Annotated in this window: 22 protein-coding genes, 1 riboswitch and 1 other annotated feature; of the genes, 7 read left to right on the forward strand and 15 right to left on the reverse strand. The window is 41.1% G+C overall.

Translation table 11 applies throughout. The features are described 5' to 3' along the window. Nucleotides 1-24: 24 nt before the first annotated feature. The 3 genes from BS1321_RS09835 to BS1321_RS27840 form a co-directional block, all read right to left on the reverse strand. Complete coding sequence (locus BS1321_RS09835; protein ID WP_063235301.1) at nucleotides 25-1137, reverse strand: sugar ABC transporter substrate-binding protein; 1113 nt, start codon at nucleotides 1135-1137, stop codon at nucleotides 25-27. 115 nt (nucleotides 1138-1252) lie between these two features. Further along, nucleotides 1253-1358, reverse strand: a riboswitch (SAM riboswitch). Between the two features lie 95 nt (nucleotides 1359-1453). Continuing rightward, nucleotides 1454-4195 (reverse strand): GTPase domain-containing protein, encoded by a 2742-nt coding sequence (locus tag BS1321_RS09840; protein ID WP_232522782.1) that lies wholly within the window; start codon nucleotides 4193-4195, stop codon nucleotides 1454-1456. A gap of 497 nt (nucleotides 4196-4692) precedes the next feature. After that, nucleotides 4693-4866 (reverse strand): hypothetical protein, encoded by a 174-nt coding sequence (locus tag BS1321_RS27840; RefSeq protein ID WP_164468807.1) that lies wholly within the window; start codon nucleotides 4864-4866, stop codon nucleotides 4693-4695. Nucleotides 4867-5073: 207 nt separating this feature from the next. Then, nucleotides 5074-5320, forward strand: a binding site (T-box leader). Between the two features lie 97 nt (nucleotides 5321-5417). Between BS1321_RS27840 and brnQ the strand changes: the two genes are divergently transcribed. The 4 genes from brnQ (at nucleotide 5418) to rluF (ending at nucleotide 9694) form a co-directional block, all read left to right on the forward strand. Next, nucleotides 5418-6752 (forward strand): branched-chain amino acid transport system II carrier protein, encoded by a 1335-nt coding sequence (gene brnQ / locus BS1321_RS09845; protein WP_063235300.1) that lies wholly within the window; start codon nucleotides 5418-5420, stop codon nucleotides 6750-6752. Between the two features lie 119 nt (nucleotides 6753-6871). Continuing rightward, nucleotides 6872-7804: an aldo/keto reductase gene (locus tag BS1321_RS09850; RefSeq protein WP_063235346.1), complete on the forward strand. Its 933-nt coding sequence runs from the start codon at nucleotides 6872-6874 to the stop codon at nucleotides 7802-7804. Between the two features lie 173 nt (nucleotides 7805-7977). Then, nucleotides 7978-8877, forward strand: coding sequence for a DMT family transporter (locus BS1321_RS09855; protein ID WP_063235299.1), 900 nt, complete (start codon nucleotides 7978-7980; stop codon nucleotides 8875-8877). Between the two features lie 109 nt (nucleotides 8878-8986). Beyond that, a complete protein-coding gene (rluF, locus tag BS1321_RS09860) occupies nucleotides 8987-9694 on the forward strand; it encodes a 23S rRNA pseudouridine(2604) synthase RluF (RefSeq protein WP_063235298.1) in 708 nt (235 codons plus the stop codon). A 244-nt stretch (nucleotides 9695-9938) separates the two neighbouring features. On the opposite strand, the gene BS1321_RS09865 is transcribed toward rluF, so the two are convergent. The 10 genes from BS1321_RS09865 to BS1321_RS09910 form a co-directional block, all read right to left on the reverse strand. Next, nucleotides 9939-10907: a sugar phosphate isomerase/epimerase family protein gene (locus BS1321_RS09865; RefSeq protein WP_063235297.1), complete on the reverse strand. Its 969-nt coding sequence runs from the start codon at nucleotides 10905-10907 to the stop codon at nucleotides 9939-9941. A gap of 21 nt (nucleotides 10908-10928) precedes the next feature. Continuing rightward, nucleotides 10929-11969, reverse strand: coding sequence for a Gfo/Idh/MocA family protein (locus BS1321_RS09870; RefSeq protein ID WP_063235296.1), 1041 nt, complete (start codon nucleotides 11967-11969; stop codon nucleotides 10929-10931). Nucleotides 11970-11986: 17 nt separating this feature from the next. Next, complete coding sequence (locus BS1321_RS09875) at nucleotides 11987-13009, reverse strand: Gfo/Idh/MocA family protein (RefSeq protein ID WP_063235295.1); 1023 nt, start codon at nucleotides 13007-13009, stop codon at nucleotides 11987-11989. Nucleotides 13010-13022: 13 nt separating this feature from the next. Continuing rightward, entirely contained in the window at nucleotides 13023-13751 is a 729-nt protein-coding gene (locus BS1321_RS09880) for a ThuA domain-containing protein (RefSeq protein WP_063235294.1), read from the reverse strand. 229 nt (nucleotides 13752-13980) lie between these two features. Continuing rightward, the gene (locus tag BS1321_RS09885; RefSeq protein WP_063235345.1) at nucleotides 13981-15015 is read right to left on the reverse strand and encodes a LacI family DNA-binding transcriptional regulator; all 1035 of its coding nucleotides are present in this window, start codon (nucleotides 15013-15015) and stop codon (nucleotides 13981-13983) included. Nucleotides 15016-15072: 57 nt separating this feature from the next. Then, on the reverse strand, nucleotides 15073-15891 hold the full coding sequence (locus tag BS1321_RS09890; RefSeq protein ID WP_063235293.1) for a carbohydrate ABC transporter permease: 819 nt from the start codon (nucleotides 15889-15891) through the stop codon (nucleotides 15073-15075). Beyond that, nucleotides 15891-16751, reverse strand: coding sequence for a carbohydrate ABC transporter permease (locus BS1321_RS09895; RefSeq protein WP_063235292.1), 861 nt, complete (start codon nucleotides 16749-16751; stop codon nucleotides 15891-15893). Before BS1321_RS09895 ends, BS1321_RS09890 begins: the two co-directional genes overlap by 1 nt. 165 nt (nucleotides 16752-16916) lie before the next feature. Continuing rightward, nucleotides 16917-18206, reverse strand: coding sequence for an ABC transporter substrate-binding protein (locus tag BS1321_RS09900; protein WP_063235291.1), 1290 nt, complete (start codon nucleotides 18204-18206; stop codon nucleotides 16917-16919). Between the two features lie 360 nt (nucleotides 18207-18566). Next, nucleotides 18567-18752, reverse strand: a complete 186-nt coding sequence (locus tag BS1321_RS09905; protein WP_063235290.1) for a hypothetical protein — start codon at nucleotides 18750-18752, stop codon at nucleotides 18567-18569. Nucleotides 18753-18920: 168 nt separating this feature from the next. Further along, nucleotides 18921-19760: a YitT family protein gene (locus BS1321_RS09910; protein WP_063235289.1), complete on the reverse strand. Its 840-nt coding sequence runs from the start codon at nucleotides 19758-19760 to the stop codon at nucleotides 18921-18923. A 473-nt stretch (nucleotides 19761-20233) separates the two neighbouring features. On the opposite strand from BS1321_RS09910, the gene bioF reads away from it, so the two are divergent. The 3 genes from bioF to bioC are packed head-to-tail and all read left to right on the forward strand — an operon-like array spanning nucleotide 20234 to nucleotide 22990. Continuing rightward, nucleotides 20234-21433, forward strand: coding sequence for an 8-amino-7-oxononanoate synthase (gene bioF / locus BS1321_RS09915; RefSeq protein WP_063235288.1), 1200 nt, complete (start codon nucleotides 20234-20236; stop codon nucleotides 21431-21433). Beyond that, nucleotides 21430-22179, forward strand: a complete 750-nt coding sequence (locus BS1321_RS09920; protein ID WP_063235287.1) for an alpha/beta fold hydrolase — start codon at nucleotides 21430-21432, stop codon at nucleotides 22177-22179. The genes bioF and BS1321_RS09920 overlap by 4 nt, the downstream gene beginning before the upstream one ends. Then, the gene (gene bioC, locus BS1321_RS09925; protein WP_063235286.1) at nucleotides 22169-22990 is read left to right on the forward strand and encodes a malonyl-ACP O-methyltransferase BioC; all 822 of its coding nucleotides are present in this window, start codon (nucleotides 22169-22171) and stop codon (nucleotides 22988-22990) included. Before BS1321_RS09920 ends, bioC begins: the two co-directional genes overlap by 11 nt. A 204-nt stretch (nucleotides 22991-23194) precedes the next feature. Here bioC and BS1321_RS09930 read toward each other — a convergent pair whose 3' ends face one another. Both BS1321_RS09930 and BS1321_RS09935 read right to left on the reverse strand, forming a co-directional pair. After that, on the reverse strand, nucleotides 23195-23872 hold the full coding sequence (locus tag BS1321_RS09930) for an ABC transporter ATP-binding protein (RefSeq protein WP_063235285.1): 678 nt from the start codon (nucleotides 23870-23872) through the stop codon (nucleotides 23195-23197). After that, nucleotides 23869-24975, reverse strand: coding sequence for an ABC transporter permease (locus BS1321_RS09935; RefSeq protein WP_063235284.1), 1107 nt, complete (start codon nucleotides 24973-24975; stop codon nucleotides 23869-23871). The genes BS1321_RS09930 and BS1321_RS09935 overlap by 4 nt, the downstream gene beginning before the upstream one ends. Between the last annotated feature and the right edge of the window lie 38 nt (nucleotides 24976-25013).

The raw sequence follows: 25013 nt of genomic DNA on the forward strand, positions 1-25013 counted from the left end.
TCACTGGAAAGAGAGTGTCTCTTTTTACTTTTTATAATGATCTTTCAAAACCTTCATCCAATCTTCTTCAAATTCCGTCGATACACCCCAGCCTTCGACAATACCAGACAGGTTTGCCATGTTTACCGCTTCTTTTGAAGCTTGGATTTGCTTTTGTGAAATAAGTGATGCCTCCAGGTCATATGTTTGCGGCGTTTCTTCGCCCGCTAATTTTTTAGCCAATATCCTCATATTCACTGCACCGATCAACTTGGGATCGACTGCTGCCGTGTAGGACCACGAGCTATCAGCTGATTGGATTTCCTGGAGATCTGCATTAGATACATCAATTCCATATATCTTCACTTCATCTCGGCCCGCTTCTTTAATCGCCCGGGCTGCACCGATTGCAAAGGCATCCCATGTTGCGAAAATGGCATCCAATTTACCTTTAGGGTACTTATTCAGCATTGCGGCTACAGCATTTTGTGTCTGAACCGAAGTATCAGCAGATGCCACTCCGAATCTTTCTACTTCTTTAATTCCAGGATTTTCTTTTAATTTTTCCTGATAGACTGCATTTCTTCTTACCATTGGAGGAAAACCGTCCACCCAAAGATATGCAATTGCCGCTTCACCTTTCTGTTCTTTTATCAGTTTATCAAAAGCCAGTGTTGCCAACGCTTCATCATCTTGTGAAGTTAATGTCACGCCTTTTATTTTAGATAGATCGCTTATTGAATCGAATGTGACAACGCTTTTCCCTGCATCAACCAACTTTTGAACGTCATTCACAGTTGCTGCATCATCACCATGGGAAATGATATAGCCGTCGTAATCTTCCTCCAAAGCCTGCGCTATCGCATCATGGAATTTAGCCGTATCTCCATTTGCTGTATACGTATCCACTTGAAATCCCAGTGCTTCTCCCTCTTCTTTTGCCCCCGCCAGGTATTGGGCCGTATGATCATCACCGCCAATTTTACGGATCACTTTGATTCTGGCTCCATCCCCATCAGCAAATCTTTCCGGGACATTTTCAAATGATACTTTTTCTTCTTTCTTCGATTCTGTGGAACTCTGCCCTGTAGAGCAACCCGTTAAAAGCAATGCCGAAGCGATGGCTGAAATGAATATCCCTTTAATAGACCTTCTCATCTTGTTTCCCTCCATGTTTTCTTATTAGTCTTATCAGTTAAGTTGGTGTAAATCCCAAAATAAAAACCTCTCTAATATAGAGAGGTTTAATCGGCTGTTTTGCAGACTTGTCCCTCTCTTATCTGTCAAAACATTTCTGTTTTGCAGGATTTAGCACCAATTCCTAATGGAACGGTTGCTGGGCATCTTAGGGCCAGTCCCTCCGCCACTCTTGATAAGAGATATATTGTGTTACGTTTTCGTAATTAACACTTTATAGGGATATAGTCGTAAAGTCAATAGATTTTTGAATATTTGAAATGTTCCCCGTTATTTTTTATTTTCTTTGAAGCTGGGCTAGACGCTTTTTCTCAATTTTTTCAAGCCTCTCCAACTGTCTTAATTTCACTTCGAACAAAGTGATCGGGTCACGGTAAACTTCCGGATTTTCTTTCATATGCTCCAATGCAGCCTGGTAGTCTTTTATTTCAGTCTGCGTTTGCTCTATCGTTTTTTGAAGTAAGGCAAATGAACTGCGATAGAAAAGTGAAATGTCCCGATCCAAAGATTTTTCAAACAATCCAAATTGGGTAAGGAAACGTTCCGTGATCATTTCGGCAACATCCAGGTAATCTTCACTTTCCAGGTATTTCTTATAACGATTGTACATATTGGCTTTATTTTGCGGTATCGCCCCAAACAGCTTTCCTGCTCCTTTAAGCAGCAATTGTGATGGAGTCCTGCGCAAAAGGATATTAACGTCATCGATGCGGATACTGCTTGTCATCCGATCGGCATCACGACGCCAGTCATCCAATACTCTGAAGTCACCTGCAAGCGTAATTCGTTCTTCTTTGTATAATTCATTGAAACCAGCACTCATCTCATCCATAAATTGTTGGCTTTGTGCGAATTCCATTTGGGAACTGGCAATCCAATCTTGAAGAGAACGGTAATACTGCGGCATGATTTTATCAGATATGAATGCTTGGATCCGCTCATTCATTTCCTGGTTTAACTGTATATGGACCTGACTGAAATCACTGCTCTCCGTTAACGATTTAGAACAATCCCTCAGTAATTCAGGAATTTTGGAATAAAGTTGATTTTTCACTTCATCTTTAAGCGAACGATATGACCTTATGATATTCTCACTTTTTTCTTTTTCCAAATCAGCCAGTTGATTGACCGCTCCATTCAGTTTGATTTCCATCTGTTCATTCCAAGAAATGGAGTGCTCACATTTACGCTCATTAGCTGCCCGTTTTTCTAACAGGTTAGATAATGTTTTACGGATGAAAGCAAGGATTTTTTCAGACCTTCTTTCTTTCCAATTATCATCTTGATAATTCGATTGAAGGAAAACTGAAAGGTCCTTCAATTGCTGCTTGCTGTCATAAAGTTTGGAGAAGGCGAATACTTTCGCATTCGGGAAGTATGCATTCACTTTATCCCATGTTTCGTCTTCCATTCGAACTGCGACTTGATCACTGTATATCGTATCCATTTTATTTAATAAGAAATGAATCGGAAGTTTCGGGGCCATCATTTGAATTTCCAATAACAGGTCCCGTTCACTTCCGGTGAATGGCGCCCGGGCATCTAGAACGAACATCAGGCCATCACTGCCATGCAAATAGCTTTGGAAGTCGGATTCCACGCTTATTTCGCCATTGAACCCCGGTGTATCCAATAATCGCAGACGATTATTTCTGAGGTAGTCACTAATAAGGGTAACATCGACAATCGTCCCGCGCTGACGGCGTGTTTCATCCAATTCAGTTAACTCCATGACAGCTTTGCGATCTGTATCGGTAATTTCGAGGATTTCCAAGTCATCCCCGTCTTTGACACTTACTAGGGACGAATGATCTTCGGCAGCAATACTCTCCCCAACAATTGACTGAATAAAGGATGTCTTGCCATTTCCTGTACTTCCCACAAGTAGAAGATTGAAATTTTCGGTATCCTTAAGCCCCTCGACCATCCAATTAAGCTTATTGCCAACCCTTAAATCATTCTCATCAGCCCACTGGATAATGGAATTGAATAGTTTTTCCCCCGCTTCCAGTCCGCCTCCCAATTTAGGGGATTTCGCCAACAGACTTTCTGCATCCTGAATGACCAGCGCATTGATCGTATCCGGGAAGATTTCATTCCAGGACAACGTGGATGCCGCTGCAAACAGCGATAGCTCCCCATCTGCGATTTTGAGCCAGTTTTCCAGCAACCTTGGCACGACCGGACTTAAATCTTTGATTAGGTGCGTTCCTTCTAACAGACCTGCATATGCATCCCTGTAATAGACGGAAAGCTCATCCCATACATCCGCATGGTTTAATTCGATGGTATCTATCAAGTTATTAATCACTCTTAGCCATTCGAAATAAGAATCCGTATATTTATAATTTTTCCACAGGGCAACCGTCACCTTTTCGAAACGTTCCTGGTCGAGAGTGTATAGCGAACCAAGGACAGTTGAAAAATAATCCGGATCCATCGATTGGGCTACACCCTGCTGGATATACGTTTTCAGCACATCGAACCAGCCCATTGATTCTGTACGGATACTTTCATTCGCCGCTAATTCCACCGCACTGTTCCAATCCTTTTGTTCTTCAAAAAAGGCACGTGCGATTTCCGTGACATTCGGGTAGTCCGGCTGAAACTCGACTGCTTCTTTCACGACTTTGGAAGCCAGGTCATTTCTCGTTTCCACTATGTACAGGGAAAAAAGTTGTAAAAGAACCTCTGTTTTCAAGACCGATTCATTCGTATCGACGGATTTATAGATATCCTCTGCGGTTGAATACATTTCCAGTTCAAAATAAGCATCAGCGATGTTTTTCTTCGCCCATGAACCAAGTTCCCCTTCTATGTTTTCCCATTTAAAAATGGCTGCTTCATAGTCATGATGCTGAAAATATACTTCTCCTTGAGCAAATCGAATTGCGGTTAAATCCGCTCTTTCCTTTTTTTGTTCCACGAGAAACATTTCACCCAAAGCTTGAATGGGGTGCTTCCTTGTATCCTCAATCATCGTTTCATAATATTTTTTTCCGATCAGCCGTTCGTCCATCTTTATTCCCCCGATATATTTCATATTTTCAATTAAAGGATAATCACTGATTCTATAAGCCTTCTAGTAGACCTAACATTCAATTTATAGGTTCCTTTAGTTAAAAAATTATTTACAAAACCCTAAAATATTATTTTAGCAAAACAATATGGTAACAACATGTCACCACTCTTACAATTTTAAAACAGAAACAAATGGAAATGTAATGTTTTTAATAAACCGATACAAAGATGTCATTTCCATATTCGAGAAAATATGTTTTTTCTAGTTTTACCACATATCAGATAGAGGTGAGCGAACCATTTTTTATACCTCTAAATTACCAGAAGCCCAGCCCTTCAACTACCTATAAACGAGTATAAAAACAAAATTACTCTGCCTCGTCCATTACTAAATCCCCATTTTTGCGTTCATATAAAAAAGCAGTACCCTCATTCATGAAAGGTAACTGCTCTCTGATAAGCTCCGAACAGTCGTTGTCCTTTGACAAATTAGGATTATACCCCTGTACGCTTACGTTGGTTATTCGGCTTTTTGGTCAACTGGCTTTTAAGCTGTTTCGTTTTCTTCACAACGCCTGTTTCCAGTTTATCTTTACTTGATCCTGCTTGCTTTTGAGCCAGTTTTTGTTTGACTGCATCCGCCAGGCTTAATTTTTTATTTTCAGACATACTGTTGTCTCCTTTAGTGTTCTGCCTTCTATTATAATATAGTTGCGATTAGAAAGATAATAGGGAGTAATATCCTATTCTTTTTCAAAAAACACTCTTGATAAAGGAAGTTTCGCCAACTAGGGACTAATTTCCTGCTCCTTTAAAAGGATTAATGATAAAATATGTTGACTTCATAATCAGAATTTGCTAAATTGTCTTTATATTATAAAATCTATGAAGAGAACGAGTAAGATGAGAACCCTGTTCCACAGAGAGTCGACATGTGGTGGAAGTCGATGTCCAAGGCCTATCCGAAAATCATCTCTGAGATGCAAAGCTGAAAATGCAGTAGGCTTTGACGGGTTTCCGCCGTTACAATGGATCACGTATGAATTCGTACGTTGACTGAGTGCCGCAGCTTCTTTGAAGTGCGGAATATGGGTGGTAACGCGAGCACAAACTCGTCCCTGATTTTCAGGGGCGAGTTTTTTATTTGCACAAAACACTTTAATTAGCCTTTTTCAGGCCAGTCGGCGAGAGTTATCATTTTAAAAAAAGGAGAAATCACCATGAAAAAAACAGACACATTATTTATCGGCCTTATGCTTTTCTCAATGTTCTTCGGAGCGGGGAACCTCATATTCCCTCCATTTTTAGGAGCATCTTCGGGCACTTCTTTCTGGCCAGCCATTGCCGGTTTTGTCGCCACCGGAGTCGGCCTGCCAATTTTGGTGCTTCTTGCAGTCTCACTTGTTAAAGGCGGGGCACAAACTATCGGTGCCCGTGTACATCCTCTATTCAGCACGTTGTTCATGGTGGTCATCTATTTAAGCATTGGGCCTTTTCTGGCCATTCCACGGAATGCGAATGTTGCCTATGAAATGGGCTTCAAGCCATATCTTGGCGACTCAATGAATCAATCACTATTTCTATTCATGTTCACAACCATATTTTTCATCATCGTTTATGCCATTTCATTGAATCCAGAAAAAATGGAAACCTTCATGGGACGCTGGATTACACCCGTTCTACTTTTGTCCATGGTCATTCTCTGTGTCGTTGGGTTCGTAAAGCTTGATGCTCCATTCCAAGCTCCAACCGAAGCATATGCTGCAGGAGCATTTTCAAAAGGATTCATTGAAGGTTACAACACGATGGATGCTCTAGCCGCCTTGGCTTTTGGGATCGTAATCCTTACTTCAATCCAGCAAAGGGGGATTTCCGAACGAAAACAATTGACGAGATATACAGTAAAAGCGGGTCTCATCGCTGGTGTTTTGCTTTCTTTAGTTTATATCTCCTTAGGTGTAATGGGAGCACGCATGGCTGCCGATGGGTCATTCGAAAACGGAACGGATATCCTCACTGTCGCATCCACCCTTTTACTTGGAACTGGCGGAAAGGTCCTTCTCGGCATCATTTTCACATTAGCATGCTTCACCACCGTCGTCGGATTGACGACTGCTTGCGGACAATATTTCTCAAAACTTTTCCCCAAGCTGAACTACAAAACCGTCATTCTGATTGTAACAATCGTCGGTTTCATCCTTTCAAATATGGGTCTGAATCAAATTTTAAAAGTATCGGTACCATTCCTTGTCATGGCTTATCCGTTAACGATCGTCCTGATTGTCCTGACATTCTTCAGCCGTCATTTCAAAAACCCGAAGAAGGTTTATCGCAGTGCAATAACTTTCACAGGAGTTTTCGCCTTGATAGATGGATTGAATGCATTCGGTTTACAATTAGGACCCGTGCAAACCTTGAGTGATGTCCTTCCCCTTTCTGCCTACGGCATGGAGTGGATCATCCCTGCTCTCGTCGGTACAGCCTTTGGCCTTCTGCTCAGTCAAATCGGACAAACGGCACCAGCTGAGGAGTTGGAAATCGAAACATTATATTAATGAAGGAAGCAGGTGATTTTACGGATCATCTGCTTATTTTTTACACACCTGCATTGCTTTATTTTGGAAATAGACATCCGCTTTTTGTTATGATGGGGTCAAAGGAGATGATAAGTAGTATGTCTAAGCAAACCCGTATTGGTAAAACAGATCTGTATGTAAATTCGATTGGCCTTGGCACAAATGCAATTGGCGGACATAACCTATTCCCTAATCTAAGCGAGGATACAGGAAGGGATGTTTTGAGAACGGCATTGGAAGAGGGAATTAACTTTTGGGATACAGCTTACATTTACGGTCCTGAGCGTTCAGAAGAACTTATAGGTGAAATCCTTAAAGAGAGTCGCAAACGCGAGGATATAGTCCTTGCCACTAAAGGGGCACACAAATTTGCCGATGGCAACGTCGTCTTTGATAACTCTCCGGATTTTCTGAAAAATGCCGTGGACTCGAGTCTAAAAAGGCTCCAGACAGACTACATCGACTTATTCTATATCCATTTCCCTGATGAGGATACCCCTAAAGATGAAGCAGTAGGTGCCTTAAAGGAATTGAAGGATGCAGGCAAAATCAAGTCAATCGGCGTCTCGAACTTTTCGTTCGAACAATTGAAGGAAGCGAATAAAGACGGCTATGTCGATGTCCTGCAATCCGAGTACAATCTATTCAAACGGGAGGCGGAACAAGACCTACTGCCATATACAGCCGAAAATAATATTTCCTTCATTCCTTATTTCCCCCTTGCTTCTGGTCTGCTCGGGGGCAAATATAATCAGGAGTCAACGTTCGAGGACGGCAGGGCAAAAAGTCCGCTTTTCCAAGGACAAGCCTTTGTAAGCAACCTGCAAAAAGTGGAAGAAGTACGGGCAATCGCCAACAGGAAGCATACCGATGTCGCCGATGTGGTACTTGCTTGGTATTTAACTCGGCACTCGATAGATGTACTGATTCCCGGAGCGAAAAAGCCAGAACAGGTCACACGCAACTTACAAGCATTGGATGTCGATTTAACCATGGATGAAATCGCCGAAATCAGTGCCATTTTCGCTTAATATAGATGTGAAAAGGCTGTTCAGATCAAGTTGAACGGCCTTTTCTTTATTTATCCTGCTCTGTGGTCCATCCTTGTACAAAAAAACTGACTACTAGGCTCTCTATATTGCTTAGGTACTTCTGTTTTGTTATATTTTATGAATATTCCATCAATTAAGGAAGAGGCAGTCTGATGAAAAAATCTATTGTTATTTTATTTCTTATCTTGGCAAATTTATTTTGGGCCGGTAATTACATTTTCGGAAAATACGTTGTGACCGAACTTTCTCCGATCCAACTAACATTTACGCGATGGCTAATAGCCGTTTTCTTATTGTTTCCTTTAGCCCAATGGATTGAAAAGCCAGACTGGAAGAGTGTATGGAAAGCCTGGAAATTACTATTAGTCATGGGTGTGCTCGGAATCATCAGTTATAATTTTTTCCTTTATTGGGCTCTGACCTATACAACTTCCATGAATGCTGCTCTTGTCAATTCCATGAACCCTGCCTTAATTGTTCTTTTTTCCGCTTTGCTGTTAAAGGAGAAAATTTCATCCCTCCATGCACTCGGACTTATCATATCTTTATTCGGCGTTTTATTGGTCTTGACAAAAGGACACCTTCTGGATATTTTCCAGCTCAATTACAATAAAGGCGACTTATTGATGATCTTGGCGATTCTCGTTTGGACCTTCTATTCAATAATTGGTAAAAAACTGAAAAACATTCCGATCATCTCAGCCACTGCCGTTTCCGTATTTCTCGGATTGATTCTCGTCGCTCCATTCGCCATTGGCTCGGGAATGAACCTTGATTTAAGCAGTAAAGCCATCACGGGTCTCTTATATATTGGAATCTTCCCGTCTGTCGGTTCCTTTATTTTCTGGAATATTTCCCTTCGTCATATCAATGCCAGCCAGGCTGGAATTTATCTAAATCTGATTGCTGTATTTACCGCCATTCTTAGCCTGATTTTAGGGCATGCGATTACTATCGTCCAAATCCTAGGAGGCCTCCTTGTCTTCATTGGCGTCTACCTGACAAGTAAAAAGAAAAAAGAAGATCCGGCAGCTCTCACGAAGAACATGTAATCCAGTAATTCTCAACAACGAACGCTTTCTTGTCTTTTCCCCTTGTCTATGCACCATGATTTACGTTATCCTTTAAAGAAGAAAATCTGAATGAAAAGGTGTGCTTTAGTTGAGGATCAATAAATATATCAGTGAATCCGGAATTACCTCGCGACGAGGCGCAGACAAATGGATAGCCGAGGGCCGTGTGACGATTAATGGCACTGTAGCTGAGCTCGGTAGTCAAGCTGAACCCGGCGATGATGTTCGTGTAGATGGCAAGCCGATAAAAGTGGAACAGCAAAATGTCTATATTGCACTGAATAAACCGATAGGGATTACAAGTACGACGGAAAAACACATTAAAGGGAATATCGTTGATTTTGTAAATCATCCGCTTCGCATTTTTCATATCGGACGGCTGGACAAAGACTCAAGCGGTCTGATCCTTCTTACAAATGATGGAGACATCGTAAATGAAATCCTTCGTGCAGAAAACAAACATGAAAAAGAATACATCGTGACCGTGGATAAACCACTTACCGCTTCCTTCATTAAAGATATGTCATCCGGAGTGGAGATTTTGGATACGAAAACACTTCCATGCAAGGTTGAACAGTTGACCAAATATACATTTAACATCACTTTGATGCAAGGACTGAACAGACAAATCCGCCGTATGTGCTCCGCACTAGGGTATGAAGTCCGTGATTTGCATCGAATCCGGATCATGAACATCCATTTGGACGGACTGGCGATCGGACAATGGCGCGATCTAACCGAGGATGAATTGACGGAACTATTTAAGGAATTGGATTATACTCCAAGGCAAAGATGATAATTAAGATGCCCCCAGATATATCTGGGGGCATCTTCTTTTTAAATTAAAAAAAGTTTCCAGCAATAAATTGCTTTTTTATTCGTAGTTTTGCTGATTTACTCGTGAGTTTCGCGCTTTTACTCGTGTATTTCGCACTTTTACTCGTAAGTTTCACACTTTTACTCTTGAAATTTCACTTTTACGCGAGTAAGGGCCAAAATAAAAAGCAACCTGCAATAGGCTGCTCGATATCGGCTACAAATTATACCCACCATAAATCAGTTGGGCTTTCGTTGATGAGTACAGTTTTCAGATTGGTTACGGCCCGTTGGAATCCTTCTTCAACTGACATTAGCGGATCTTCGTGTTCGATGCTGACGACGTAATCGTAACCATATGTGCGAAGGGCACTCATGATGTCGGACCACTCTTGCAGGCTGTGGCCGCATCCTACAGAGCGAAAGTTCCAGGCACGGCTCTGGATATTTCCATATGGCTGCATGTCAGTTAATCCATACATATTGATGTTATCCTGATCCAAGTATGTGTCTTTAGCGTGGAAGTGGTAGATTGCTCCCGCTTTCCCTAGGATTTTGATGGCCCCGACTGGTTCGATGCCCTGCCACCAAAGATGGCTTGGATCAAGGTTGGCACCTATTGCATCAGATGTAGCTTCCCGCAGTTTTAACAAGGTGTAGGGTGTGTGGACGAGAAAGCCCCCATGCAGTTCAAGTCCGATTTTTATATTGTGCTCATCGGCAATGGCGGCTGCTTTTTTCCAATAGGGGATCAATTTTTCTTCCCATTGCCATTTCAGCACATCTGTATACTCATTCGGCCATGGGGCGATAGGCCAGTTTGGATATTTTGCTCCTTCGTGATCACCAGCTGTACCAGAAAAGGTATTGACGACCGGGACGTTCAGCAAGGATGCAAGTTTTATTGTTTTAATCAGTGTTTCATCACTTTCTTTAGCGAATGCTTCATCTGGAGAGATTGGATTGCCGTGGCAGCTGAATGCACTGATTGTTAACCCTCTTGTTTGAACGGATTCGAGGTATTTTTGACGTTTTTCTTCACTTTCCAGCAGTTCATCGAGTGGACAGTGGATATTTCCTGGATACCCGCCTGTACCGATTTCAACTGTTTTTAATCCGGAATCCGCGACATAATCAAGCATATCCTCGAATGATTTTTGAGCAAATAGTACTGTAAAAATCCCTAATTTCACAAGCCCCACCTCACCTTTTCATTAATTTATGCTCATGACCTTCCCACTTGCCGAGCTTTGATAAATGGCTTCGATTATTTTTGAAACTTTCATGGCTTCCGATGGTTTAACCAATGGTTCTGCCAACCCCAGGCAGCTATTAATAAAGTTCTCTGCCTGTTGCAGGTCTGGTGTATCCTCCCCTGGCATCCATACTGCCTCACTATTTAGAAGCATGCCGTGCTTAGCCTGATTCAAGACCAACGGGAACACATCAAGTCCGCCCTGCGTTCCTGATAAACTCAAAACTGTGGCTTCTTCACGGATATTCGCGGCCCAAGATGTTTCGAATAATAGGGATGCTCCGTTGGCAAATTTGATATATGCCGTGGCATGGTCATCCACTTCAAATACCGAGGCATCGAAATTCCCCCATAAATTGACCTGATCGACACCCTTACTGACATAATTATATGTCGAACCTACGATTTCAATCGGTTCTGGGTCATCCATCAGCCATAACGCCAAATCAAGCAAATGGCAGCCGTAATCGATCACGCTTCCCCCGCCTTGCAATTCCTTGCTTGTAAACACTCCCCAGCCAGGGACTTTACGTCGTCTGATTGCCTGTACACGCGCTACATATGGTTCACCGATTTCACCGGCCTGAATCATTTTCTTTGCGGCCTGGGCTTCCTTCATGAAGCGGTAATGATAAGCAGTCGATAAAACTTTACCCGATATGTTTGCAGCCTCGGTTATTGCTATACATTCCTCAGTTGTAATGGCCATTGGCTTTTCGCATAACACATGTACACCCGCTTGCAGAGCAGCAATGGAAATCTCCGCATGGAACTTGTTTGGCGTTGCAATCGTAACGGCATCCACTTCAGCAAACATTTCTTCATAATTGGTGAAAACCTTCTCGATATGAAATTCACGCGCCACTTCTCGCGCCTTCATTTCATCTATATCCTGAATGGCATATAAAACCACTTTATCTTGAAATTTTTGAAAAGCTGGGATATGCCTTTTTTGGGCAATTCCGCCAGCACCGATAATACCCATTTTTAATTTGTACATAATGACTTTTAACCCCTTTATAAGCGGATGATTTTTCGGGATGCATTTGATTCCATCGCGCCAAGAATGACTTTTAATGATTTTAATCCTTCAACTCCTGAGACAAGAGGCTCCTCATTGTCCACCACACATTTTACAAAGTGGCTGATTACTTCGGAATCATGCTGTCCTTCTGAGTCATTAGTCTGGATGCTTCCTAATTGGATGGTTTCTGTCTTTCCATTATCATGATGGATGATCAGTGAGTATTTCGGATCGTCTTCAAGGCGCAATACCGCTTTTTCCGCATAAATGACTGTAGCATTGTCTTCTTTTGCATAAGACCAGCTGGCGGTAAGAGTTCCGATGATACCGCTCTCCGTCCTGAGGATACAGGCCGCACTGTCATCAACGTCTGTATTTTTCTTGGCAGTCGTTTCCACAAAAGCTCCCACTTCAACAAATTCTTCTCCAAGGATAAACCGTAATAAATCAGCTTTATGAACGCCTAAATCGCCCATTGCACCAATGACTGCCTGATCCTTCTTAAAAAACCAGCTTTCCAGTCCGTCCACGCTCCAGGTTTCCGGCCCGGAATGTCCAAATGCCGTCCGGAAGCTATAGACCTTCCCTACCTCCCCGCTCTCAATAAGCTGTTTCGCTTTTTGATGAGAGGGAACAAAACGCTGATTATGACCAATCATTAGTATTTTGCCACTTTTCGCTGCTGCTGCATTCATTTTTTCAGCGTCTACCAAAGAAGTAGCCATTGGTTTCTCACAAAGGACATGCTTACCAGCTTCCAAGGCCGCAACTGTGATGCGTGCATGCAGGTAATTCGGTGTACATACACTGATCGCTTCAATCTCCTCATTCTTCAAAAGTTCTATATAATCAGTATATGCTTGCGCGCCATACCTTTGTGCTGCTGCATTCGCCCGGTCCAGCACAATATCACAAACGGCAATGATCTCAGTTTCCTGATGTGCATCATACTCCGGAAAATGCCTGTTTTTTGCGATACTCCCGCATCCAATGACTCCTACCTTCACTTTGCCCATTTTGTTCTCTCCTTCACTTCATCTCTTTGCCTGAGATGGATTCCAACGGTTCGGCTTTCCCATAGTTCGTTACCATTCCAGTTTCCGGCTTGACCCAATCAACGGCATTCTTAATTACTCGTTGAATCTCCGGATTATGGTAGGTAGGATATGTTTCATGACCTGGACGGAAGTAGAAAATCCTCCCTTTGCCCCGCTGATACGTGCAACCGCTTCTGAATATCTCCCCACCTTCAAACCAACTGACGAAAATTAATTGATCTGGTGCAGGAATATCAAAATGTTCCCCGTACATTTCTTCCTTCTCAAGCTCTATATATTCTCCGATTCCATCAACGATGGGATGACTGGGATCGACAACCCAGAGCCGTTCTCTTTCATCCGCCACCCGCCATTTCAAATCGCAAGTCGTGCCCATTAATCGTTTGAAGATCTTTGAAAAATGACCAGAATGGAGGACGATGAGACCCATTCCCTCGAGTACTCGCTTATGAACCCTTGCAATGATTTCATCCTGAACTTCATCGTGTGCAACATGCCCCCACCATAGAAGTACATCGGTTCGTTTCAGTGCTTCTTCAGTTAACCCATGCTCTTCTTCATCGAGAGTGGCGGTCCTTACCTCGACCTGCTCACTTTGTAAAAAGCCGGCAATTGCACCATGGATACCATCCGGATATACTCCGGCTACTTCAGGCTTTGATTTCTCGTGGCGAAACTCATTCCATACTAGGACTCTCATGAACAACCTCCTCCATTTCAAGATTCATTTCACGGCAACTTGCTTTGTATGTTTAACTATTACCTCTTTATTTCCTAACGCAAACGTTTGCGTTTGGCCTGATCAAAATATAAGAACATACTTATCGACTCCAGAAAGTATGAATTTTCAAAAATAATAGTGATAATCTATATTGTAAATTTATGTTAGCAAAAATCAAGCTTTAATTAGTAAAACATTTCTACATTTTTCATTTAATTTCCTTTTCAGCAACAAAATGCGACTCCCGCTTTATGATTTTGGTAGGAATCATGATACTCTTTTCCATCATTTCCGGATTTGCAATTAAATCGAACACGCATTTTGCCGCCTCATACCCTAACTGATACGTATGGATGTCAACCGTTGTCAGCGGCGTACTTAAAAATTCTATGAATTCTGAGTGATTAAAACAGACGACGCTTATTTGCTGTGGTACTTTCAAGTTCTTTTCAGCTAACACTCCCAGCAAGAGAACACCCAATAAAAGATCCATAACCAAAAAAGCGGTTGGAGCCTCTTTCAATTCCAGCAATTCGTCAATGGCGTTAATTCCATCCGTTCGATTTAAAGGAATCAATTTGATATATTCCTGTGGCACATCCAACCCGGCCTGTTCCATCGCTTGTTGAAAGCCTGTCAAGCGGTCTTGAATCACCTCAAACTCGGGACTGCCCCCTAAGAAGACGATTCGCTCATGTCCAAGACTGAGTACAAACTCCGATACTTCCCTGGCCGCTTGAACATTATCATTATCAATGAATGTGATACCGCTCATGTTCGTACTGGGCTTCCCAATCAAAACAAACGGGAAGCCCTGCTTTAATAAATACGGCACCACTTTATCTTCCTTTTTAGAGTACAAAACAATCATGCCATCCACTCTTCTGCCCTGAACCATTTTCACTACATCCTCAAAGATGGCATCCTCCGTCTCGCCGGTTGTCAGAGAAAGACTGTACCCTTCTTTATTACAGAAATCCCCGATGCCTCGGATCACTTCTGGAAAAAAGGGATTGTAAAGTGATTCCCTTGCCGAACTTTTCATAACGATCCCAATGGCCTTAGTTGACTTCGTGACTAAGTTCCGGGCATTTTCATTCATATGATAGCCCATTTCCTTTAATACCTTGCGTACTTTACGCTTTGTCTTTTCACTGATTGTTGGACTGTTATGGATTACACGCGATACCGTTGATGGAGCGACATTCGCTTTTTTGGCAACGTCTTTTATAGTAACAGACAAATTCATCAACACTCCCCGTTCACCGCACATGGTTTAATATTCCCTATATTTAAATAGTTATTTAACGGCTCCATCTGCAATTCCTTTGATAATTTGCCTCTGAGCAAAAAAGTACGCAATGATGACTGGAATGATGGATAAAGTAAGTCCAGCCAAGGCGAGATGCCATTGCTTCGTATATTGACCGAAAAAGAAGAATAATTTAAGTGGTATGGTCTCAGATCCTGCGCCGCCAATAACAAGGGATGGCAACAAATAGTCATTCCATATCCAAATTACATTTAAGATCCCAACTGTAATGGACATCGGTTTTAATAATGGAAATATGATATACCAAAATACTTGAAACCGGTTAGCACCATCAATCTTTGCTGCCTCATCAAGTGAGATGGGAATCCCTTTTAAGGTACCATGATATAGGAATATGGAAAGACTGCAGCCAAAACCTAAATACATGAAAATCAGTCCGGCCTTGTTCAACATCCCAAGCTGTCCGAATTGGGCAACGAGCGGTATCATCACAGACTGAAACGGGATCAGCATAGCTGCTACAAACACAAAGAAAAGCAGGGAACTTATTTTACTTTTGTTTCGGGAAAGAGCGTATGCTGCCATCGCAGAAAAAATGATGATGATGACTACACTGACGCCCGATATCAATAAAGAATTGAATAAAGTCCGGAGGAAATCCAATTGCTCGAAAGCTTGAATGAAGTTTTCGAATGTCCAGGTTTCAGGCAGTCCCAGTGTGTCGGCAAATATATCCCGTTTCATTTTAAAGGCATTGACAATCATTAAATAAAACGGAGTGAGCCATAATATGGCCAAAATGAATCCGATGAATCCAATCAGCCACAATTTCCATTTTCCCCTCATTACAGCTCAACCTCCCGTTTTTTATTGAAATAGACTTGTGTCAACGAAACGACCGCCACGATTACGAAAAAGATAACGGCTTTTGCTTGTGCATATGCCATATCGTTTTCGGTGAAGGCGGATTTTACAATGTTCATCGCAACCATTTCAGTTGAATTATAGGGAGCTCCATTCGTCAAAGAAAGATTTTGATCATAGATCTTGAACGAGTGGGAAAGCGTCAAAAACAAACTGACGGTAAAAGCAGGTGCCACTAGTGGAAAAGTTATATGACGAAAACGCTGGAAGCTGTTAGCTCCATCAATTTTTGCCGCTTCGATCAAGTCTTCAGGAACAGCCTGCAGATAGGCAATATAAATGATCATGATATATCCGGCCATTTGCCAAGACGTTAAAATGATCAATCCCCAAAAACCTGTATCAGTCGTTGATAACCATCCATTAAATGCTTCGATCCCAGTCAAATCACCAATCGCACCGAAGACCTTAATAAAAATGAACTGCCAAATAAAGCCGAGAATCAAGCCGCCAATTAAATTGGGCATAAAGAAAACTGTCCGCAGTATGTTGCTTGATTTAATTTTCGAAGTCACGATGAGAGCCAAACTTAATCCGATGACATTGATTACCACAATTGCGGCTACGGAAAATTTAATGGTGAACCAAAATGTATCAAGGAACCCTTTATCCGTAAACAAGTCTATATAATTCTTAAGACCGATGAAATCCGGCGTCCCTAAACCGTTCCAATTCGTAAAGGAATAATAAAATCCGTAGATGAGTGGCACGATCACAACCAAAATGAGTGCAGCAAGAACAGGTGTCAAAAACAGCCAATATGCGGCATCCCGATTTCTCAACGAAACCGACCTCCTTAAAATGATTTAATAGTTAATGGGTTTTAGATCATGACTGGGTTATTTGCTGAATCCCTTGTTGAGGCATCCCTAATTGACTTTTCTATATCAAGGAACAACCAATCGACACACTTTTCATGCCGATTGGTCACTTACATTTCCCAATACTTATTTGCTATGAATCTTCTCCCAATTTTCAATGTTCTGTTGGACAAGTTCCTCCCAAGTCAATTTACCAGTTACGTATTTTTGGACACTTGCTCCAAGATCATCATTCCAACCAACCGGATATCCGTTAAACACCCACCCAATCGTGTTTCCTTCTTGGGAGTATTTATAAATTTCTTTTGAAATTGGATCGGCAATTTTTTCTACATCATATCCTTCATATGCAGGAATGAATTTAAAATCTTCCAAAACGGCTTTTTTCCCTTCTTCGGATGTATACAGCCAGTCGAGGAACTTCTTCGCTGCTTCCTGTACCTTTTCATCCGATTTCTTGTTCACTGCCCAATAGTTCGGTACGCCGACCGGCATGCCTGCAGAGTCTCCATTTGGAATCGGGATGATGCCAATTCCCTTTTCAGCTAACTCAGGGTCCATATCATACACCGTGTTATACACCCAGTTACCTTGCTGAATGATCGCAACCTTTTCAAGTGAGAACAGCTCTTCCACTTGTTGGGAGTAATCGAGGCTCGCTGTCGGCTGGACGGAATATTTATTTTGGATATCGACCAGTTGTTTAAACTTGTCACCATCCGTGAATTTAACCGTTGGAGCCTTGCTAGCTTCTAACACATTCCCATCAAACTCCGGTGCTAAAAATACATTGGATAAATGGTTTCCTGTCACCCACTTCTCTTTGACCGGATAAGCGAAAACTGCATCGATTTTCAATTTGTCTTTTTGTGAATCCATTTTCTTAACTGCCGCCTCTAAGGCTGTATAACTTGTAATTTCATCAGGATTAATTCCGGCTTCTTTAAATATCCGTTTGTTATAAATCAAGCCGTATCCTTCCTGGTTAAATGGAAGTCCAAGGACCTGCCCGTCCTCTTCCACGCCATCCAAAGTACCGTCAAGTGCTGCAGCAGCAGCCTTCGTGTCCTTTAAATCTGTTAATCTATCTTTATATTGTTCGACATCTACCGGGCCGCCAATGTTAAAAACCGCTGGTTCCTCACCTGAAGCGAACTTTGCCGTAATGGCTGATTTATAATCATTTCCGCCGCCAACTGTCGATACCTTGATCTTCACATCTGGGTTTTCTTTTTCATATTGTTTTGCCAATGTCTCGAATTGCGACTTGAATTCTACCTTGAATTGAAATATATCCAGCGTCACGACATCCTTTGAGTCGCTGTTTCCACCAGTTGAAGAAGAGCATCCAGCCAAAATCACACTAAAAATTAATAAAACAGTAAAGATTCCCCCGTACCATTTTTTACGTTTCATGCCTACCGACTCTCCCTTTTTCTCATAATATTCATGCAATTTTAAGAAAACGTTTGCATAAAATAGTAAAATAAAAGCCTTTCATTCTACAAAACTCGTAATCTATCGTGCTTCTTTTACATCACCTCCTCACAAAACTCCTTGCAAACGTTTACATTTATGGGCTTTATATTACCACCAAATTCCATACTTTACAATAAAATTGTAGTATATTGTAAAAAAAGGATGTTAAGAACCTTCTTAACTTAATTATATGATTCAGAAACCTTTGATTATTCCTTTATCCGGTTATTTATTGTACGGGCCATTTTCATTCCTGGCATTACACGAAAAAAGGGAAACCCGTCGGTCCCCCTCTTTTCACTTCAATATCATCTTCACATTGGATGAACCGTATTCATCCTTCAATTCATAATATTTATCGCTTGCTTGTCCAAATTCTTTAAACACACCACTAATGATCAATTCATTCGTTTCCTTATCAACGACACTGTACTTGATATTGCTTTTCCCAAACTTTCTGTCATCCACTTTTAAAAGGATCATCTTAGACACCTCCACATTTAATGGCTGCACTCCTCAGGGTGTGTGGTTTCTTACTTACATAATATAACAAATTATTCGGAATTTACAGATTTTTTGCATTGCAAAATAAAAAGGCCTATTAGGCCTTTTCATTTCGCTTATACCATATCCGCCTCCCGAGAATTCGCATCAGGACTTTGAAATATCCAGGAATCCTTCACCAAATACGTCCCGAACATCATGTATGGCAATAAAAGCATTGCTATCCGTTGACTTCACTATTCTCTTTAACTTTAGTACCTCTTGCTTACTTATAACGATATATAAAATATCCTTGGATGCTTTTGTATAGTATCCATGACCGCTAAAAACAGTGACCCCCCGGTCCATCAATTCGGTTACTTGTTTTGCAATCAGGTCCGCTTCTTTTGAAATGATGGTAATCGCTTTTTTCGGATTCAATCCCTCAATGATGAATTCCATCGTTTTTGTTCCAATATAAAGCATAAGGATAGTAAGCATCAGACCCTCTGCACCAATGATGAAATAAGATGAGAACGCAACGATTAAATCGAAAAACAGAAGTCCATAGCTTAAGCTCCATCCCAAATACTTATTCGTAATTCGGGCTAGTATCGTCGTACCGGCAGTAGTACCTCCAACACGAATGATCATGCCTATTCCTGCACCGGCAAAAACCCCGCCAAATATCGCATTGATGACCAATTCATCTGAAGATATCGTCCAACTTTCGGTTAAATGAAGGAAAAGTGAATTAAATGCAACGGCTATGATTGTATATACCGTTGTTAATTTCGACAAATATTTATAACCGACAATGAGCAGGAAAGCGTTAATAATCAAACTTAACAGCCCCGGTGACCATTCAAAAAGATAAAATAAAATGATGGTTATCCCCGTGACTCCTCCCTCACCAAGTTCATTAGGAATGACGAAAAGATTTATTGCCAAAGCGAAAATAAAAGCTCCTATTAGTATAAAGAAAACATCTAAAGAAATCTTTTTCATATTTATTACCCTTCCTTTATGTAATGGTTAATGTGAATCTGTTAAATTCACTGCTCTATAGTAACATGGAATTTCATTTAATCCTTCAAAGATTTGAAGGTTTAACAAAAAGACTACCTTGGAAGTTAGATTATCTTCAATGAACGAGCTTAATACATGCAAAGGTACTAATTTTCAATAAGCTCTTTTATACATTAGCTTAACAAAGCCACTATTCAATGAAAGTATCATTAATCCTTCTTCTCATTAACCTATTTTTATGCTAGTTTCATGCTCCTCGACTTGGTTCAAATAACCAATCAGCACGCTTATGATAAGTGTCTTTTTTCACCCCTTGATTTCTCCTAGTTTAATGGATAATCAATTTTATCATGTTCCTTTTCAAAGCTTGACAGTTTCATTGAGTCATGATTAGAATGTTTTATATGTTAACCTATATTATTTTTAGTTAACATATAAAAAGGAGAATGGCCATGCACAGTGAAAAACAATTACCTAGTTGGGAAGAAAAAATTAAGACAGAACTGGCTTATCTAGAAGAGATATCGCAAAAACGTGAACTCGTTTCAACGGAATTCGCCGAGCAGCCATGGCTTATGATCAACGGGTGCAGGATGCTAAATCTAGCTTCTAATAACTATTTAGGATATGCAGGAGATGAGCGGCTGAAAAAGGCTATGGTAGATGCAGTACATACATATGGTGCAGGAGCAACGGCTTCACGTTTAATTATTGGCAATCATCCTCTTTACGAGCAGGCGGAACAAGCTCTTGTCAATTGGAAGAAAGCCGAAGCAGGACTCATTATTAACAGTGGATATAACGCGAACCTTGGAATTATCTCCACTCTGCTGTCCCGTAACGATATTATTTATAGCGATAAGTTGAATCATGCAAGCATTGTCGATGGAGCTCTTTTAAGCCGTGCAAAGCATCTGCGCTATCGTCATAATGATTTAGATCATTTAGAAGCATTATTGAAAAAATCATCGATGGAAGCACGTAAATTAATCGTGACGGATACGGTCTTCAGCATGGACGGTGACTTTGCTTATCTTGAAGACCTTGTTCGGTTAAAAGAACGTTATAACGCAATGTTAATGACTGATGAAGCACACGGAAGCGGCATCTACGGGAAAAATGGTGAAGGTTATGCCGGTCATCTCCATCTTCAAAATAAAATAGATATCCAAATGGGAACATTCAGTAAAGCGCTCGGTTCATTCGGGGCCTATGTCGTCGGGAAAAAATGGCTCATCGACTATTTAAAAAATCGCATGCGCGGATTCATATATTCAACTGCACTCCCCCCGGCCATACTCGGTGCTATAAAAACAGCGATAGAAATTGTACAGCAAGAACCAGAACGCCGCTCACTGCTCCAAACACATTCAGAACACTTTAGAGAAGAACTCACATATTACGGGTTTAATATTTGCGGAAGTCGATCACAAATTGTTCCTATCGTCATCGGGGAAAACGAAAAAGCGATGGAATTTGCCACACGTTTGCAGAAAGAAGGAATTGCGGCTATTGCTGTCAGGCCGCCGACCGTTCCGGAAAATGAGGCGAGAATCCGTTTTACCGTAACAGCTCTCCACGATAAAAAAGATCTTGATTGGGCAGTTGAAAAAGTTTCGATCATTGGAAAAGAAATGGGTGTTATTAAATGAAACAGCCGAATTTAGTCATGCTTCCTGGATGGGGAATGGAAAAAGATGCGTTTCAACCGTTAATCAAACCACTGTCAGAAGTATTTCACCTCTCATTTATAGAATGGAAAGATATGAAAACACTAAATGACTTTGAAGAACGAGTCATAGAAACAATCGCTTCCATCGATGGTCCTGTTTATATACTGAGCTGGTCTTTAGGAACAATAGTATCACTTGAACTTTCAAGTTCGTATCGAGAAAAAATAAAAGGTTTTATCCTTTTTGGTGCAACAAGTCGCTTTACCACAGGAGAAAATTATTCATTTGGCTGGGATCCACGAATGGTCGAGCGCATGAAGAAACAGCTGCAGCACAATAAAGAGAAGACTTTGATTTCTTTCTATGAAGCAATGTTTTCCGAAGCTGAAAAAGAAGAAGGTTTTTATCATCAATTCATCACGACAATTCAACGAGAGTTTCATGGTGATGATGTGTTTTCGCTTCTTATTGGTTTGGATTATCTAATTCAGAAAGATGCTAGAGCAGGACTCGACCGGATTGAAGCCCCCTTTATATTGATTCATGGGAGAGAAGACAAAATTTGTCCACTCGAAGCCTCATCCTTCATTAAAGAAAATCTGGGTGGGAAAGCCGAGGTTCATATTATTGAAGGCGCTGGTCATATTCCATTTTTTACAAAACCACAGGAATGTATGGAGCATATAAAAACATTTATTCAAAAGGAGTACATTCATGATAGATAAACAATTGTTAAGTAAGCGGTTCAGTGAACACGCGAAAACATATGATGCGTATGCCAATGTTCAAAAAAACATGGCAAAACAATTAGTGGATTTGCTTCCTAAAAAAAACGCCAATCATAGAATCAATATACTTGAAATTGGCTGCGGCACGGGTTACTTAACGAGGTTACTCGTCAAAACATTCCCTAATGCTGCTATTACGGCTGTTGATTTGGCCCCAGGAATGGTTGAAGTGGCGAAAGGAATGACAAAAGAAGACCGTGTTACATTTTTATGTACTGATATCGAAGAAATGGCGCCTAATGAAAATTACGACTTGATTATTTCTAATGCAACATTTCAATGGCTGAATAATCTTCCTGCAACCCTTGAAAAATTGATTGCACGATTAACGGCTGAAGGAAGCCTGATATTTTCAACGTTCGGAAATGATACCTTTCAAGAGCTTCATAGGTCATATGAACATGCGAAAGAAAAGCTTCAACTTTCCATTGATAGTTCACCAGGCCAAATGTTTTACACACTAGAAGAATTATCCCAAGTTTGTGAAGAAGCGCTCCCCTTTTCATCAGCATCTCCAATCGAGATAACAAAAATGGAAAAGCTTGAACTAGAGTACTTTCAGACAGTACGTGAATTTTTCACTTCAATTAAAAAGATTGGTGCAGCTAACAGCAACAAAGAAAACTACTGCCAGCGCCCTTCCCTTTTTCGAGAGTTAATCAACATATACGACACAGAATACCGAGATGAATCAGGTGTAAAAGCAACCTATCATTGTTTGTTCTTTAAAATGAAAAAACATGATTAATCCGAAGATGAACATCTGGGATCTAAGCAAAATATGATACATAATTGCAGGCCGTTTATATAAAGTAACGACTAGTATTTCAGCTGCTTACTGACGATTACTAGGTTCCAATTCAAGCGATAAATAGGCCGCCGCCTCTCCTAATTCCTTTGGAGAAACGGTGGCCTATTTATCGCTTATTGAGAGTGTGTTTTACGTATAACTTCATCCAAATACCTTGCCATCTGTAATATTGACCACTCGATCACATAAATCTAACATTCTTTCATCGTGCGTTACCATTATGGCCGCTTTATTTCTTGATTTCACCTCATGTGCAAGCATTTCAACAACATCCCTGCCTCTTTTGGAATCAAGACTTGCGGTTGGTTCATCCGCTAAAATGATTTCTGGATCATTCATCAGTGAACGGGCGATGGCTACACGCTGCCGCTCACCACCCGACAGTGCTTCCGGCAAGTGACCTGCCCGATGTCCAAGTCCAAGGTGGCTAAGCAATTCGTCCGCTTTTTTCATAGTCTTTTTATCTCGCTTGCCATTCAGTTCAGAAAGTAGCAGAAGCTGATCTCGTACGGTTAGATATGGCACAAGATTCGACGATTGGAATACAAACCCGATCTTTTCAAGACGCACTCGAGTCAATTCCTTTGAAGATAGTGATGTAATATCCTCATTATTCAAAAGTAAACGACCTTTACTCGGGGAAAGTAACGCACCTGCTATGGAAAGAAAAGTACTTTTTCCTGAGCCTGATGGACCCACGATGGCGACGAATTCCCCCGCTCTCACATTCAGGGAAATATTATCAAGGGCTGTCACCTTATTATCGCCTTCCCCATAAATCTTACTGACGTTTTCAAATAATAGTTTATCCCCCATCATGATACCCTCCCTATTGCTTCAATCGCATCTATCTTCGCTACTCGATATAGTGATAGCAGTGAACCCAATACGGATACAACCAAAAGTAACACGGAATATTTAATAACCAAGTTGGTACTCAATTCAAATGGCATTCCTTCTGGCATAATTAAAGTGACGCCATATGTCAGTGCAACACTAATGGCTATGCATGCCACGGCAAGCAGCATTACCTGACCAACGATACTTTTTGCCAGGTAACCCGTATTGGCCCCGAGTGCCTTAAGGACACCAAATTGATTCGTCTTCTGCAAGGTAATCACATAAAAGAATACAGCCAAAACGAATGCTGCTATGACAAACAAGAAGGCGATCATCATCGTCAATGTACCCTGTTCCTCTTTGAACCCTGGTATACTCTGAAGTGATTCATCTTTCGAAATGAGCGTTAGGTCTTCAGGCAATGATTCACGTACATTTTCTTCTGCCTTCGAATCCATTTGCACGGCTATTGTGCTGATTGAATCTTTCTCTTGATTTTTCAATGCAGGATTAATCTCCCGCCACCCCTTAACATTCATGTAAACTACCGGTGAATGGCTGTAAGATTGCTTTTCAGTAAAACCAACAATGGTGAAAACCTTACCTGATAGGTCATCTTTAAGTGAATCACCCAATTTATAACCCACTTCTTTTAAAGAACGATCTGCAACGACTTCACCTTGTTTCTTATTGTCATAGTTCGTTCCTTCTATGACCTTCGGTGCTAAAATCCCACTGGCATCGGTCGCAAATATAGTGACATCCGTTTTCTCCGATGATCCGATTTTATTCAATGTGATCATCATTTGCCCAAGACCTTCGGCTGCTTTAACATCCGATGAAGCCCGGATTTCATCTAGCTTTTCCATGGATATGATCGATCGGTTCAATTTATTTTTAGAGTCATGCTCCATAACGAAATAGTCGGCCTTCATATTTTGTATGGATGAAGCATTATCTGAAGAAAGTCCATTAGCTAATCCTGAAATGATAAAGACAAGCAAAGCGACCAATACCATAATCAGTCCAATCAGCAGATAACGTAACTTTGAATGCTTTAGTTCACGTATTGCTAAAAACATTATTTCATCTCCCATTCCTTTTGTTACCGATCCAGATG

It is taken from the genome of Peribacillus simplex NBRC 15720 = DSM 1321 (genome assembly GCF_002243645.1).
GTDB lineage: Bacteria > Bacillota > Bacilli > Bacillales > DSM-1321 > Peribacillus > Peribacillus simplex.